Origin of the sequence: Carnimonas bestiolae (genome assembly GCF_051251145.1) — a bacterium.
Taxonomy (GTDB): Bacteria; Pseudomonadota; Gammaproteobacteria; order Pseudomonadales; family Halomonadaceae; genus Carnimonas; species Carnimonas bestiolae.
The window spans coordinates 1-16212 of the sequence record NZ_JBPCZK010000011.1; the positions used below are offsets into that span (position 1 = coordinate 1).

The 16212-nt window shown below is 55.2% G+C and carries 13 protein-coding genes; 11 read left to right on the top strand and 2 right to left on the bottom strand.

What is annotated here, in order from left to right; genetic code table 11:
* The first annotated feature begins 258 nt into the window (after positions 1-258).
* The 5 genes from R84865_RS11660 to R84865_RS11680 all read left to right on the top strand — a co-directional run bounded on the left by R84865_RS11660 (position 259) and on the right by R84865_RS11680 (position 4857).
* Positions 259-645 carry a sirohydrochlorin chelatase gene (locus R84865_RS11660; protein WP_435631889.1) on the top strand — a complete coding sequence of 129 codons (387 nt, stop codon included), beginning with the start codon at positions 259-261 and terminating at the stop codon, positions 643-645.
* A 74-nt stretch (positions 646-719) separates the two neighbouring features.
* Entirely contained in the window at positions 720-2138 is a 1419-nt protein-coding gene (phrB, locus tag R84865_RS11665) for a deoxyribodipyrimidine photo-lyase (protein ID WP_435639765.1), read from the top strand.
* 298 nt (positions 2139-2436) lie between these two features.
* Positions 2437-2952 (top strand): 3-hydroxyacyl-[acyl-carrier-protein] dehydratase FabA, encoded by a 516-nt coding sequence (gene fabA, locus R84865_RS11670; protein ID WP_025733414.1) that lies wholly within the window; start codon positions 2437-2439, stop codon positions 2950-2952.
* Positions 2953-2966: 14 nt separating this feature from the next.
* Complete coding sequence (fabB, locus tag R84865_RS11675) at positions 2967-4184, top strand: beta-ketoacyl-ACP synthase I (RefSeq protein ID WP_435637491.1); 1218 nt, start codon at positions 2967-2969, stop codon at positions 4182-4184.
* Positions 4185-4332: 148 nt separating this feature from the next.
* Entirely contained in the window at positions 4333-4857 is a 525-nt protein-coding gene (locus tag R84865_RS11680) for an HdeD family acid-resistance protein (RefSeq protein WP_435637492.1), read from the top strand.
* Positions 4858-4984: 127 nt separating this feature from the next.
* Here the strand turns inward: R84865_RS11680 and R84865_RS11685 are convergent, their stop codons facing one another.
* Together R84865_RS11685 and R84865_RS11690 are read right to left on the bottom strand one after the other, a co-directional pair.
* A complete protein-coding gene (locus R84865_RS11685; protein ID WP_435631893.1) occupies positions 4985-5734 on the bottom strand; it encodes a lysophospholipid acyltransferase family protein in 750 nt (249 codons plus the stop codon).
* 6 nt (positions 5735-5740) lie between these two features.
* On the bottom strand, positions 5741-6616 hold the full coding sequence (locus tag R84865_RS11690; protein ID WP_435631894.1) for a sugar nucleotide-binding protein: 876 nt from the start codon (positions 6614-6616) through the stop codon (positions 5741-5743).
* A 385-nt stretch (positions 6617-7001) separates the two neighbouring features.
* Between R84865_RS11690 and R84865_RS11695 the strand changes: the two genes are divergently transcribed.
* From R84865_RS11695 to R84865_RS11720, 6 genes are all read left to right on the top strand, one after another.
* Positions 7002-8648: an acetolactate synthase large subunit gene (locus R84865_RS11695; RefSeq protein WP_435639766.1), complete on the top strand. Its 1647-nt coding sequence runs from the start codon at positions 7002-7004 to the stop codon at positions 8646-8648.
* A 198-nt stretch (positions 8649-8846) separates the two neighbouring features.
* Positions 8847-9452, top strand: coding sequence for a LemA family protein (locus R84865_RS11700; RefSeq protein ID WP_435631896.1), 606 nt, complete (start codon positions 8847-8849; stop codon positions 9450-9452).
* Positions 9449-10324 carry a TPM domain-containing protein gene (locus tag R84865_RS11705; protein WP_435639767.1) on the top strand — a complete coding sequence of 292 codons (876 nt, stop codon included), beginning with the start codon at positions 9449-9451 and terminating at the stop codon, positions 10322-10324. The genes R84865_RS11700 and R84865_RS11705 overlap by 4 nt, the downstream gene beginning before the upstream one ends.
* 2 nt (positions 10325-10326) lie before the next feature.
* Complete coding sequence (locus R84865_RS11710) at positions 10327-10821, top strand: TPM domain-containing protein (protein ID WP_435639768.1); 495 nt, start codon at positions 10327-10329, stop codon at positions 10819-10821.
* Positions 10822-11102: 281 nt separating this feature from the next.
* A complete protein-coding gene (locus R84865_RS11715; RefSeq protein WP_435637495.1) occupies positions 11103-13175 on the top strand; it encodes a TonB-dependent receptor family protein in 2073 nt (690 codons plus the stop codon).
* Between the two features lie 491 nt (positions 13176-13666).
* Entirely contained in the window at positions 13667-15988 is a 2322-nt protein-coding gene (locus R84865_RS11720; protein WP_435639769.1) for a hypothetical protein, read from the top strand.
* The last annotated feature ends 224 nt before the right edge of the window (positions 15989-16212 follow it).

Sequence of the window (16212 nt, forward strand, 5' to 3'; positions counted from 1 at the left end):
GTTGGCGGTTGGCGGTTGGCGGTTGGCGGTTGGCGGTTGGCGGTTGGCGGTTGGCGGTTGGCGGTTGGCGGTTGGCGGTTGGCGGTTGGCGGTTGGCGGTTGGCGGTTGGCATCTACGCCTGCCGTAAACGCCATATCGCGTCGCCAGTGTTACCGTGAGTCGCTAAGGTTTCCTGTCATGCGCGTTGAAAAGCGCCTGGCCCGTCATCACTATAGCGTTCAACATCCCGCGTTCACCGTTACCCTGCGAGACCTTTTATGCAGAACTATCTGATTATTCTTGCTCACGGCTCTACCGACCCCAAATGGCAAGCCCCCTTCGCCGCCATGGAAGCGCGCCTGCGCGAGCGTTTAGGCGATCACGTCAGGCTCGCCTATATGGAGCTTTGTTCACCACTGATCGAAGAAGTTGTTGAGGAGATCGCCGAGACAACTGCGGGCCAACAGCGCGTTGATATCCTGCCATTGTTCTTCGCTGAGGGCCGCCATTTGCGTCACGACGTGCCGCAGCAGATTGAGGCGCTCACTGCCCAGTTTCCCCAACTGTCGCTAGAGCTGCTACCCCCAGTGGGGCAGCACCCAGCGTTTACTGACGTTGTCGCCGAGATCGTCGCCGAGCGCGATAGCACTACCCGCACGCATTAGTCGACTACACTGCAACTTGATGCCAGCGGGCGCTACGGCGGCCGCTGGTGACATTCTTCGGTTAGGGAGCGCGCATGGGCGATCTTCACTTGGTGTGGCTGCGTAACGATTTGCGCATCGACGATAATCGGGCGCTGGCCGCAGCTGCCCAGCACGGTAAGGTAGCGGCGCTGCTGGCACCTTGCTACGCGCAGATGTCGAATCACGGTCATGGCGGCAACAAGCAGGATTTTTGGTATCGCTGTGCACAAGACGTTAAAGAGCAGCTGGAAGCACTGCACATTCCGGTGCTGGTGCTCGATGCCAAACACTTCGACGACGTACCTAAACAGTTGGTAGCCAAAGCGAAACAGATAGGCGCCACGCACCTTTACTTCAATGACGAATATGCCGTTAACGAACGCGCGCGCGATGTCAGGGTAGTGAAAGCTGCGCGGGATGCCGAGCTCAAGGTCGCCCGTTACACCGACATGATTCAGTTCTCACCGGGCGAGCTGCAAACCGGCAAAGGAGAGTACTACAGCGTCTTCACGCCTTTCTCGCGTGCCTGGCATCGTCAGCTCAGCGCAGAACAGCTCGAGCCCTCTCCAGCCCCCGAGCAACAAACCAAACCCCGCGGAATCAACAGCGATAGCTTGTCAGCTCCCACGCTGTCGCCAAACGACGCCGCGCAACACTGGCCCGCAGGCAGTGAAGCCGCACAATCGAGGCTGTCACGGTTTCTCAACCGTGCGGTCAAGCGCTACACCGAAGCGCGCGACTTCCCGGCGCTCGACGGTACCAGCACCTTATCGCCCTATCTCGCGGTCGGCGCCATCTCCAGCAGGCAATGTCTGAATGCTGCCTTGCATCACAACAGCGGCCACCTCAGCGATGGCGATGCAGGTACCACGGCCTGGGTGAATGAGCTGATCTGGCGTGAGTTCTATCAGCACATCATGGTCGGCTTCCCGCGCGTGTGTCGTCATCAGCCCTTCAAGGAAGAAGGCAAAGCCGTTAAATGGCGCAACGCAGCGAAGGATCTTGAGGCATGGAAGGAAGGACGCACCGGCTATCCCATCGTTGACGCAGCCATGAAGCAGCTGGTGACCAGCGGCTGGATGCACAACCGTCTGCGCATGGTCGTCAGCATGTTTCTGACCAAGCATTTGCTAATTGATTGGCGCGAAGGCGAAGCCTTTTTCCTTGAGCACCTGATCGATGGCGAATTTGGCGCCAACAATGGCGGTTGGCAATGGGGAGCTTCAACAGGCACTGACGCCTCGCCCTATTTCCGACTATTTAACCCCACCACTCAATCGCAGCGTTTTGACGAAAAAGGCGAATTTCTCGCGCAATGGCTCGATGGTTTCGAAACTCTCGACGCAAAATCGCGTCATAACCCTAGTAGCGAACAACGCCAGGCAATCGATTACCCTGCTCCCATCGTCGATCACCGTGCCGCCCGCGAGCGCGCCTTGGAGGCTTTTGCCAAGGCATTCAAACGCGATTAGTAGGCGTCTCACGTACCATCGACCGTCGGCAGAAGGTCGTTTTTATGCAGTCGGTGCCAGCTATGGCATAATGTTGCCGCTGGCACTGATGCCATTTGCTTCTCATCGATAACATCGAAAAGAAGTGAACAAGGCCGCCTGCCGCCGCTAACGGCGCAATTTCTCTGCGCAAAATTTAACTTTAGTGAAGCACCCCGGTGCCAAGCTGATTTCGCGCGTTCCCTTGAAATGAGGAAGTTAGGCGCAAGATAGAGAAATTACGTACACCTATTTACCCAGATCTTCGGAAAGTGTCTTTGTGACCAAGCAACATTCCTTCAGCTATGAAGAGCTGCTGAAATGCAGCCAAGGCGAACTCTTCGGCCCCGGCAATGCCCAGCTACCGGCCCCCAACATGTTGATGCTTGACCGCATCACGCATATCTCTGAAACCGGTGGTCATTACGGCAAGGGCGAAATTATCGCTGAGCTCGACATCAAGCCTGATCTTTGGTTCTTCCAATGCCACTTCCCCGGCGACCCGGTAATGCCCGGCTGTCTGGGGCTTGACGCCATGTGGCAACTGGTTGGTTTTCACCTGGCCTGGCTCGGCAGCCCCGGCCGCGGCCGTGCACTAGGCTGCGGAGAGGTCAAGTTCTCCGATCAGATCATGCCCAGCGCCGAAACCGTTACGTATCATATTCACCTCAAACGTGTGATCACACGCCGGCTGATTCTTGGCATCGCCGACGGTGAACTTCTCGTGGACGGGAAGCCCATTTACCAGGCAAACGACCTGCGTGTTGGTCTTTTCAGCTCCACTGAGAGTGCCTGATTGGGAGAGTTCTCATGCGACGCGTAGTAGTCACAGGTATTGGCATTGTTTCTTGTCTGGGTAACGACCAGCATCAAGTACTCGACGCCCTGCGCGAAGGGCGCTCGGGAATCCGCTATCGCGAGGAATACGCCGCACGAGGCATGCGTAGCCATGTTGCTGGCGCAGTGGACATCGACTTTGCAGAACACATCGATCGCAAGCAGATGCGATTCATGGGGGATGCAGCTGCCTATGCCTATATTTCAATGAAGCAAGCGATAGAAGATGCCGGTCTTACACCAGAACAAGTATCGAATCCAAGAACGGGATTGATCGCAGGCTCCGGTGGTGCTTCGTCCGCCAATCAGGTCGAAGCAGCCGATGTCCTGCGCGAGAAAGGACTGCGCCGTGTCGGTCCTTATCGAGTCACCAAAACGATGGGCAGCACCGTATCTGCCTGTCTGGCGACCCCCTTTGGCATCAAGGGCGTCAACTACTCGATCTCCAGCGCCTGCGCCACCTCCGCCCACTGCATTGGCTCCGCCATGGAGCAGATTCAGTTTGGCAAGCAAGACGTTGTCTTCGCTGGCGGCGGTGAAGAAGAGCACTGGACGCTCTCGTGTCTGTTCGACGCCATGGGCGCGCTTTCTACCGAGTACAACGACAGCCCCGAAAAAGCCTCTCGGCCCTACGATACCAAGCGTGATGGCTTCGTTATCGCTGGCGGCGGCGGCATGGTGGTGCTCGAAGAGTATGAACACGCCAAGGCGCGCGGTGCCAAAATCTACGCCGAACTGGTGGGATACGGTGCCAACTCCGACGGTTACGACATGGTGGCTCCGTCAGGCGAAGGCGCTATCCGCTGCATGAAGCAAGCGCTCTCCACGGTGCAAGGTGATGTCGACTACATCAACACGCACGGCACCTCGACACCTATCGGCGACGTTCGCGAGCTGGGCGCACTGCGCGACGTATTCAGAGACAACATGCCCTGGATATCGTCCACCAAATCGCTGACTGGTCACTCGCTGGGCGCTACTGGCGTTCAGGAAGCGATCTACTCGCTGCTTATGCTGAACAATAACTTTGTCTGCGCATCCGCCAATATTGATGAGCTCGATCCAGAAGCAGAAGGTTGCAACATCGTTCGAGAACGCATCGACAATGCAAATCTGAATTGCGTTATGTCGAACGGATTCGGCTTTGGCGGCACCAATGCGTGTTTGGTATTCGAAAGAGTTACCGACTAATCGCACCGCACGCTGATCAACCACTGAGCCCAAAAGCACTGCCGCTTTTGGGCTCAGTTGCGTTAAGGGCATTCGCCACCTCGAATCCTTCACCATCAACTAAACTGAAAACACTCCTTCTCAATCCACCCTACCCAATGGAGCTTCTATGACCTCTCCCCTCATTTCCCCTTCGTCCTGGAAATGGAGCCTCGGTATTGGCATCGTCATGCTGATTATTGGCTTTATCGCAATGGGCAATCTTATTGTTGCGACGGCGGCGTCTATCTATCTGGTAGGCGTTGTGATGCTGATTGGTGGCGTGCTGCAGCTGATCCACGGGTTCCGTCAGCACCAGCGTAAGGCGTTCTGGATTATTTCCGGGCTGCTGTATGCGGTGGCAGGCATATTCGCCATCAGCAACCCCTTTGCGTTTTCCTCCGTGCTAACACTGTGGCTCGGCATCGTGCTGATCTTCGTCGGAATTTCACGCCTGCTCTCTATTCCGTCATCTGCTCCCGGCCGCGGCTGGATTATTTTCTCAGCGATTATTACCCTGCTCCTGGGCGTCGTGCTGGTCGTGGGCTGGCCTGCCAATAGCCTATGGGTGATCGGCATGTTCCTGGCGTTCGACCTGGTCTTCCAGGGCTGGAGCTATGTGCTGCTCGGCCTAGCGCTAAAAAGCCGCAATTAATTAATCGCGAGCACGAAAAAGCGCCATGGGAACTGAATCCTATGGCGCTTTTTTCGTTCAGGCATGACGTGCGAGGGAAGCTCAGCCCGGGCGGCGACTGGTCACTGTCTCAGCGTGCCTTGCCCAATCATGCATCGCCGTCAGCATTCTGCGCTGGTCGTGGCACGTCGGAAATCTGTGCCAGCCTGCCTTCGATCCACTGTTCTACTTCAGCATGCACGTCATTGGCTTTACGGCCGGCCGTTGCGATCGGTTGGCCAATCGCAATGCGAATGGTGCCCGGCTTCTTCACCCAGCTACCGCTTAGCCAGCACTCTCCCGAATTGTGAGCGATGGGCACAATCTCTGCGCCAGCGCGCTGCGCCAGCATCACACCGCTTTTGGAAAACGACTTGCGCTGCCCCGGCGGCACCCGCGTGCCCTCGGGGAACAGCAGCACCGAAAAGCCGTTCTTGAGCCGTTCGGCACCTTCCGTCATCAGCGACTTCAGCGCTTTGGAAGGCTGCGAGCGATCTAGCGGAATTGGCCTGATCAGGCGCAATGACCAACCGAACACCGGAATATTCAGCAGCTCCTTTTTCAGCACCGTGCACATGGGCGGCTTAAGCAACTGCAAATAGAGCGTTTCCCACTCACTCTGGTGGTTCGACAGCATCACGCAGGCACCGTCGGGCAGCGCTTGGCGATCGCCGTGCACCTCGATCCGAATACCGCAACTTACGCGCAACCACAGCATGATCGCGTGATTATAGACGTTCAATAAATCGAAGCGCTTCTTGACCGGCAGCACGCAGCATACCGGCACAATCAGTACGGCCATCAGGATGATCAACACCACGTAGCCGATGTAAAACACGATACTGCGAAGTTTATTCATGAATTTTTATCTCGATTGCTCAAGGCGCAGATCAAGCCAGCGCTCGATCATGCGTTCTGCTTCTAGCCGCCACGGCTTCTGATGGACGCCGAAGGTGCCCAGCATGTGGCGGCAGTTTAACACTCGTCTCACCAACCCTTGAGGATGAGCAATCGCCGTAACCTCGCCTATTGCATCTACCGCTTCTTCACGCTGTTCGAGCAATTGGATGAGTTGAGTGCGCAGGGTGCTGACAAAAATATAGTCGGACACCGGCTCAATGCCCGAAAGATGATAGGGCCCCCAGGCATCTGCACCATTGTCGAGCTGCAGCAGCATGCCACACAAACCACGCGCCAGTGCATCTACGGGCGTTGGGCCCACAAACAGGTTTTCTTCCCCCGACACCGCTATGCCGGTCATCAGCGCCTCGAGGATACCGGGCAATCGGGCATCCCGCCCCTTCAGTCCGAACAAGGGCCCTACCCTGATGATCAAATGCTGCGCCAGCTCCGCCCGAATGCGATCGCCTATCGCGACCAGCCGCCGGCGTGAAGGCGACTCGGGAGAAGGAATCAGCGACTCCTCGATAGCGCCTTTGTCGTAGCCGAATTCGTAGATTTCATCGCTCACGCACCACACCAACGCCGTATTGGCCTCTCGGCACGGCGCTAACAGCGCTTCGAGCTGCTCGGCATGCGCCTCTACCGCGTGGCTGTCGCTGCCATCCAGGTGCGCCAACGGCGGCACAATCACCGCATCGAAGGCGCTCAGTTCAGCCTCAGTCAACGTGAGCGAAGCATCGCCATCAAACATCGTCAGATCGATGTCCAAGCGTTCTTCAGCTTCGGCTGCCAGTGCCAACGCCAAACAGTGGGCGGGGTCCAATACTAAAATGTTCACACTTAAGCCAATGGCCTCCGTACCAATTCATTGAGCAACGCTCATCCTGCGCTTGAGGCAAAGCCCCTTCCTGCCGAGATAGCTGCATCCACACCCCATCAGACCAACCCGCGCGTGCTGTGCCTCGTTTAACGACGCTACTCGACCAGCGGATGCTTCCAACACTCGGCCGCAGCACTTTGTGCAGATTCGTGCACCGATGATCATGCTATTTGCTGTTTACAGCCGTGCACAAGGCAACCAGCTCCTTTACCATGGAAATTAACGCAAGACAAAGTGCATGGCATTGTCGCGCACTTCAGTTTTGCCGACACCATGACAATAAGGCATCACAGCGCGCAGCGATTATTGCTACGCGGCAAAAAAGCCACCACGAGAGAGCGTTATGACCAAAGCATCCGACCTATTGGTAGCAGCACTTGAAAACGAGGGCGTTGAGCGAATTTTCGGCATACCAGGCGAAGAAAACCTGGATATCGTGGAGTCACTGCGCCATTCATCCATTACCCTGACGGTCACCCGCCACGAGCAAGCCGCAGCATTTATGGCGGCTACCTACGGCCGTCTGACCGGCAAACCCGGCGTGTGTCTTACCACGCTCGGCCCGGGTGCGCTCAACCTCTCGACTGGCGCGGCCTACGCCCACCTGGGTGCCATGCCGATGATTATGCTCACTGGGCAAAAAGGCATTCTCTCTGAACGTCAGGGCCGATTTCAAATCGTCGATGTGGTTGCCACCATGCGCCCCATCACCAAGATGTCGCGCCAGATTGTCTCGGGACAAACGATTCCCACGCTGATTCGCGATGCCTTCCGCGTTGCCACTGAAGAGCGCCCGGGACCTGTGCATCTTGAGCTACCGGAGGACATCGCGCGCGAAGAGGTCGACAATATTACGCTGATTCCGCCCCATAACACCGAGCCGCCCATTACCTCTGATACCGCACTCGATGCCGCCACCGAGCTGCTGAAAAATGCCAAACGGCCATTGGTCATGTTGGGAGCAGCGGCTTCTCGCCCGCGTCTGGCAGGCAAGCTGCACGAATTCTTCGTACGCACCCAGATCCCCTTCATCACCACTCAGATGGGCAAGGGCGCGGTCAGTAACGTCAGCGATCTTTATATGGGCACCGCCGCACTCAGCGAGCGCGATTACGTGCACGAAGCTGTCGAAGCAGCTGACCTGATTATCTCAGTCGGTCACGACACTATCGAAAAACCACCGTTCATCATGGGCGAGGACGGTCCGCAGGTCGTTCATATTGGCTACGAGCCGGCCCACGTCGAATCCGTTTACTTCCCGCAAACCGAAGTGATTGGCGATATCGGCAACGCCCTATCGCGGCTGGCCGACCGCATTGGTGACACGCTGCCCAATGCTGGCGCGCTGCTGTCGATGCGAGAAAACATTCTGACCCATATTCAGGAGCACGCCAGCGAAGATCGTTGGACGCCGCAGCGCGTGGTGGCCGATATTCGTGAAGTAATGCCGCGCGATGGCATCGTGACGCTCGATAACGGCATGTACAAAATCTGGTTTGCGCGTAACTACCGTACCGATGTCGCCAACTCGCTATTGCTCGATAACGCGCTGGCGACCATGGGCGCGGGCCTGCCGTCGGGGATTGCGGCGGCGCTCGAGCATCCTGATCGCCGCGTGCTCACCGTTAGCGGCGATGGCGGCTTCATGATGAACAGTCAGGAACTCGAAACCGCCGTTAGGCTGAAGCTGAATCTGGTCAATCTGATTATTGATGACAACGCCTACGGCATGATCCGCTGGAAGCAGGCGGTGGATAAATTCGCTGACTTCGGCATGACCTTTAACAACCCGGATTTCGTTAGCTACGCGCAATCGTTCGGTGCCAAAGGGCATTTCGTCGAGCGCATCGAAGAGTTCAAGCAGACGCTCGAACAGGCCTTCAGCGAAGGCGGCGTTCACGTCGTTGCTATCCCCATCGACTACGCGGACAACATTACCGTATTGATTGATGAGTTGAACGGCGCCGCACGCACTACTGCCGCTGACTAACAGCGCTCTGCGACAGCGACCAACAGCCAAGCGCCCTAACGGGCGCTTGGCTGTTTTTGTTTGCGTTCAGCAACGCCTTCCTTGTACAGCGAACCGTGCGCTGAAAATCTCACGCCTTTTATATAACTGAGGCTATACTGGCGACACGTGCATCCGCACACCCAGAGCATTGCATAACTATTCAAAAGGATTCGAAAGGTGCGCAATTTCCTCGTTATTCTTCTCGCTACACTCACCGTCGCGCTTTCAGGCTGCGGCTACAACGATATGCAGACCTCCGATGAGCAGGTGAAAGCCAGCTGGTCTGAAGTATTGAGCCAATATCAGCGCCGCGCCGACCTGATTCCCAACCTGGTATCAACGGTCAAAGGCTACGCGCAGCACGAACAGGACACCCTGACTCAGGTAACCGAAGCGCGCGCCCGAGCCACCAGCATCAACGCAACACCAGAGCTGGTCGACAATCCTGAAGCATTCAAGAAGTTCGAATCTGCCCAGAGCGGCCTAACCCAAGCGCTTTCAAAGCTGATGGTAGTATCCGAGCGTTATCCTGACCTCAAGGCCAACCAGAACTTCCGCGACCTTCAGGCGCAGCTCGAAGGTACCGAGAATCGCATTACCGTCGCGCGTCACCGCTATATCGATTCGATCCAGAAGTACAACGTGCTGATTCGTCAATTCCCTGGCGTGATTACCGCCAAACTGTTCGGCTACAAGGTCAAGCCAAACTTCAACGTCGAGAATGAAGACGAAATCAGTCACGCTCCCAATGTCGACTTCGGCAATAGCGCCGACGCCAAATGATTCGTCCTGCGAACGCCCTGCCGCGCTGGAGTCTTCTCCTCGCGGCGTTAGGCTGGCTAGTCGCCCTGCTGGTACTGCCGCTATCGGCACAGGCCGATGCCGAGGTGCCGGCCTTCAGCAATTGGGTGGTCGATCAAACCAATACGCTGAACGACCACGAGCGCGACGCCCTGATACAAAAACTCGATGCGTTCAATAAGCACAAAGGGAGCCAGGTCGCGGTCCTGATTGTGCCCACCACTCAGCCAGAAACCATCGAGCAGTATTCGATTCGAGCCGTCGAGCAATGGAAGTTAGGGCGCAAAAACGTCGATGATGGCGTGCTGCTGCTGGTGGCCAAACAGGACCATCACCTGCGCATCGAAGTAGGCTATGGACTGGAAGGTGCCCTGCCCGATGCCACGGCTAATCGCATTATCGATGAATACATCAGCCCCGCCTTCCGCTCGGGCAACTTTGCTGAAGGCATCTCACAAGGGGTCGATCGCATTACTCGCGTTATCGACGGCGAGCCGCTACCCGCCTACCAACCTGACAAGTCCGACGAGCAATCAACTCCGCCCATCGAAGCACTGCTGATTATTGCCTGCGTGGTAGGCAGCATTCTGCGCGTGATGGTCGGTCGAATTATCGCATCGGCCATCTCGGGGGTAGGCATTGGCGCTATCGTGCTGTTTACCGGCGGTAGCCTGATGATGGCAGTTGGATTGGGCGCACTGGGCTTTATTACCGTCATTATCATCAGTACCGTTGGCTTCTTCGGCGGTGGCGGTGGCTTTGGCGGCGGTTTCGGGGGCGGTCGAGGAGGCGGTGGCTTCAGCGGCGGCGGCGGTGGCAGTTTTGGGGGCGGTGGCGCCTCGGGGAGTTGGTAACGATGGCAGTCAAACGCTTCATCAGGCATTTATTGGCACTCCGCAGCGCGACCAGAAGCCACTTCCCCAAAAGCACACTGGACGCTATTGAAGACGCTATTCGAACGGTGGAAGCCTCGCATCATGGCGAAATTCGCTTTGTTGTCGAAACCGCGCTCGATGGCAACGACCTGTGGCGCCAGTGCACGCCTCGAGAACGCGCTATCGAAGTATTCAGCCAGCAGCGCGTGTGGAATACCGAGCTCAATAACGGCATTTTGCTGTATGTGCTGATGGCCGACCACGCGGTGGAAATCGTTTGCGACCGCGGTATAGCCGCCCGCGAAGAGGCCGCGATATGGCAGCGCATTTGCCACGATATCGAAGCCGCTTTCTCCCGTGGCGAATTCCGCGTGGGCGCCATCGAAGGCATTAAAGCGCTCGGCAAGGTGTTGGAGCAGCATTACCCCGGTGTTAGCTACGCCAACGACTTGCCTAACCGTCCGTCCATTAATTAACCGTGCGCTCGAGCACGTTGCGCCGCTACTTCTCAGCAAGTGGCGGCGTTTTTTATGCCTTAAGTGCTGTATCGCCAGGAGGACACGGTCAGCGAACAACGGTACTGTTTGCGACCACGCCAGTTCCTTCACTCGTCAAAAGTGGTCTGTACCTGAAAATTCAGCGCGACAGCCCACCGAGCATTGCAAAATAAAGTGACTCACCGACAATGCAGATCATACGGCGGCTATGCTGACCGCCACTTATATAAAAGGCGAATAACAGCGCCAAAGGGAACATCATGAACACTGAGCAGAGGCTAGTCTTCCTCTCGTTAACCCTGCTGGCCGCCAGTAACAGCGTTAGCGCCCAAACGGCCAGTGAGCCAGCAGCCCCCACTCAACAGCTCGACACCCTCGAGGTGAAGGCGAGCCGCATTCCACGCCAGCTATTAACCACCCCAGCCGCTACCAGCGTGGTCGAAGCCGCCGACATTAAGCGCGCAGGGCCCGGCAACCAACTGCAAGAGTCGCTGCGCCGTGTGCCAGGGCTCTATCTCAACAATGGCGAAAACTTTGCTCAAGGGCAGAAAATCTCCACGCGCGGCTTTGGCTCCCGCAGTGCCTTTGGTATTCGCGGCATCGCGATTAACGTCGATGGCATTCCCTACACCATGCCGGACGGCCAATCGCAGATCGACGCGATAGATCTCGATGACGCACAGCGAATCGAAGTGGTGCGCGGCCCATCATCGGTGCTTTATGGCAATGCGGCGGGCGGTGTCATCAATGTCGATACTGCCGATGGTCTGGAATCCGATGCCGGCGGTCGTATCAGCGTCACCACCGGCAGTCATGGCCTCTCGAAGCAGCATCTCAGCCACTCAGGCAGCGAAGGCAACTGGTATCACAACGTGGGCTTCACCGCGCTTAAGCAGGACGGCTACCGCGACCACTCGAAGGTGCGGCGCTATCTTTTCAACGGTAAGCTGGGCTATCACTTCGATGATCATCGCAGCCTGACGGGCATCGCTAATATTCTGGAATCACCGCGCGCCAGCGACCCGGGCGGACTGACACGGGAAGAAGTGAAGCACAACCGCCGTCAGGCCAACCCCAAGGCAGGCCCGGTTGATGCTCGCTCGAAAACGTCGCAGCAAATTTTTGGCCTGCACTACCAGGATCTTGATCTCGGTGACGGTACGCTGGATGCGACAGCGTGGTACGGCAGGCGTAACTATTGGCAGGTACTGCCAATGCCCACCGTACCGGCAGGCAAAAAGGGCAACATTCCCCAGTTTGTGCGCCATGAATTCGGTGCCCGCACCAGCTATGCCAATACCCTTACGCTGGCTACCCTGCCCCTTCACTATGTCGTGGGTGCCGATATATCGCGTCAAGAGGACAACCGGCACCGTTATTCAGTCCTGCCTAAGCGCCTTAGCTGGCAGCGCGCCGGCGCTTCTGACCAGCAGCAAAACGGCACCAGTGCCGGGCTTTTTGCTCAGGGCGACTTGAAGCTCAATGAACAGTGGACGCTGTCAGGCGGACTGCGCTACGACAACGTGCATCTCACCATCAATGACCGCCAGCAGCACCAGAAGTACGGCCACCACTATGACCAATGGAGCTATTCCAGCGGGCTTACCTGGCAATATCTACCGCGTCATGCGGCCTACGCCACGGTGGGTACTGCATTCCAAACGCCCACCTTCACCGAATTTACCAATCCTGATAACAGCGCAGGTTTCGCTCCCGGTATCAAACCGCAACGCGCGACCAACTATGAGCTGGGGCTCCGGGGCAGCTTCGACAGCGGCCCGTCGTATCAGCTTGCGCTATACACCATCCGCTCGAAAGATGAGCTGGTCGCCTATAGCGTTGATAACCAAAGCTTTTACAGCAACTCGGGTAACACCAAGCGCGAGGGGCTGGAAGCCGCTATCAGCACGCCGCTCGGCGCAGGCTTCAGCGCAGATTCCAACTTCACCTATATGCGCGCGCGCTTCCGAAACGATACCAGCGAAGGCATCGAACGCGGCAATCGCTTTCCGGGGCTACCCGAGCGCATATGGTCGACGCGCCTTAACTGGAGCAACGACGATCTTTACCTCACGTTGGAAAACCAGTACCTGAGCGGTATGTATGCCGACAATGCCAACGATGTATCGATCGGTTCCAGCTGGGTATACAACCTGAGGGGGCGCTATGAATGGGCGCTGGGCGGTCACCAATCGATCGGCATATTTGCCGGCCTGGATAACCTGTTTAACGAGCATTACTATTCGAACATCCGTATTAATGATGCCAATAGCCGCTTTTATGAGCCCGCCGCCACGCGCACCTTCTATGCAGGAGCAGATATGCGTTTTTAGCTTATATCCAATGCTATAAAAAGGCAGGCTATCACGCTGTGGAAAACGCTCTGTAATGAACGCAACAAATCGTTATCTTGCCTAAATGACCACCGTACTGTGCGGTGGTCATTTGTGAATACCGTCAGCAGCGCCACGCTACTGCTGCGCTCCTCTTATCTTCACGACTCTCGTCGAAAAAGTATCATTGACTGATGGGCCCCTAGGTCGTGATGACTACCGCATGAATGATGGATATCAACGCATGCGCCCTTTTATTAATCAATATTTAATTCATGTGCACATAAGAATATGAACACTTATTCTTGTTCCCAAAAGTGTGCAAATAAAAATAAAATATTAGTTATTATTCATTTTTCATCCCGCCTACCGATATATCCTCGCGTCACTACTCGCCCGCCATACACGTGTAATATCACGCATATACAGGTGTGCCTTATATCTTCATTAATAGTGACACCGCAACTACCAGCCCTCAAAAGGATATTGGCATGACTATTAATGTAAAAGCATCCCCACGCCACCAAGCCACCCCCTCACAACAAACCATTCAAGCGCTGAACGACATTCGTGAACGGCATAGCGTCGTTTCAGTAGGCTATTCGGACGTATTCTCGTTGGTCGTCGATAGTCACCAACCAGAAGAAGAAGGCAATACGCTAGCGCAATCTGCACTTAAGCAGGTGGGAGAAAGCTATCAGGCCGATAGCTCCAAACGTTGGCAACATGGATTGTCCTCATCGGCCGTTGACGACGTTCCTAACTGGCGTTACGACGCCAACAATGGCTCCGATGAATTGCGTGCTCGCTTCGCCAAAGCATACAACGTTGTTCATGTATGCAGTCTCGGCATATGGGGTAATGCAGAATATAGCGATCATACTAGCATGACAGGCCAAGGTGGTGGCGGCGATGCTTTCCCGATTTTTCCCGCCGATATGCTTTATATCGCCAATGGCCCTGCATCCCAAAATGAAACGCCTGAATTAGGCTTCCAATATGCCCTCAGAGACCTGAAGACGACGCTTCGAGACGAAACAATACTTACCGACTATTTAAACGCTGCTAACTATACGCTATTTTCTAAAGGCGTGATTGTAGATGGAAAATCAGTAGATGGAGAATATTACATTTATCGTGTGCGCGAAAATCTAATGTCAAGCGAATATCAGCGATATATGCGTGATATTAGAGAGAACGCATCGGAAGAGATCAATCGTGCAGCGGACTATTTCTTTAATCAAGAAAACGCAACCCTCTCTTTCTTAACCCAGGAAAGTGCCACCAGCGTCGAAATAAACCGTAGGGTTTCCTTACTGTTGTCCACCTTCTCCGATGTCTATTATGGAGAAGATATGTATAGCGTTCGCCCCTACTTTGACACTTATATATTTCCCCATATCTTGAGAAGGGTCGGCGCATCCGTTGAAGACCGTAACGCGAAGGAGGCATTGAATACACTTGTTACCGTAATGTCGGCAAACAGCTCCAATGCCGCTGAAAGGAACAATCAAATTGAAAATTTGCTCGTTTATTATGCCTCTGATGTATGCATTGGGAAGGCCAACGATGTGATATTTTCATCCGCCGTTATTCAACAAGGAATCGATGTTGCCCTGGACGTGGGGCTCTTGGGAATGAACGTGGTCGAAGTTAAAGAGAAAATCCAACCTGCCGTCGACACGCTGAATCAAACGGGCATATTAGGTGCACTAGGCTTCTTGGCTCACCTGTGCCGAGCCGCTTCAGACACTCTCTCGCTAAGCGACTCTATTGCGAACCATGAGGTTACAGAAGAGCAGATACTAATTCTGCTATCTCGATATTTAGGCGTTTATGCAGGCTTGGGCAACTTTCTGAATTTCATTAACTTCATTCAGATACCCGCTCAACAAGCTTTCTTAAACGCTGCTCGCATGCTGAAGTTTGACAAAATAAGCCCGGCTATTTGGGGCGCAGGAGGAATTGTAACTGCTGGACTACCCACGGCCAACTCTGCTGCAGTGACTTCACTGGAAAAAATGGCGGAGGATGTTGCGAGGAATTTCTCAACACTACCGTTCGATCAGGAAACCGATTTTATCAACACATTCTTCAACCACGAGATAGAGAGTGTCGCGATTTCAGGGTCGAGAAGCACCAGTCAAAATATTGCGTATGAGTCGGTTCAGCAGACCGCCCATGAAATTGAGCAACTGTCCGAAAATACAATATCCCTCGAATCAGCGCTATCAGCGACAAAAGCGTTTGGGATCAGCCTCTCTCTGGCAGGATTTTTGGCAGATGCACTGGTGCTCGCCGCCAGCGTGGTGGCGTTAGCTAAAAACCCCTCTCCATCTACTGAGCAGATTCTCGGTGTATCCGCCGACGCTCTCACGATGGGGGCTTCAGCTATCGGAGTAGGGATCGCTTGTGGGTTCCTCGAATCAGCGGCTTTTCCACCCTTAGCCCTTGCGCTCACGGTAGGTTCTGTCTTGTTAAGCTTGAGCAGCGTGATCGTCAATTATGTAGAGGCGCGGCAAGTGCAGCTAAACATCCGACAGAATATGACCAATGTCTTCCAAAAAATGGAGGCGGACGGCTATCTGCACGAATGGGGTGAAAAAATCCAGTTCCTCGCAATTTATTACGACACTACGCGAGATAAAACATCTAGCGACTACGCTCCCACCCGCTGGTCACCTCCCGATGTTGCCATCTTTGAAGATGAGGCCGCTGCCTGGAACGCTTTCAAGAATGGCACAGGTGATACCCGCAGCCGCTTCTTTAACGCCGCACACCTGCTGGTGCACGCGAAGTTGACCAGCCACTAAGGATCGAATAACCACAAATCTTACTGCCGCCAAGCGCCTTTTTCTGGAATAAGAGCCTTGGCGGCTCTTTTTATCCTCACTCTCCCTTCGTTACCGCTACAAATCCCTCAAAACAGGTCTTTAGTCGGACATAGCGAAAAGTACCAACAAATTCGCCCGGACGCGCCGATATGGTTCCCGCCACAGCAAATCATCATAAACGTGGGTGCCCTTCAAAGGCCTGC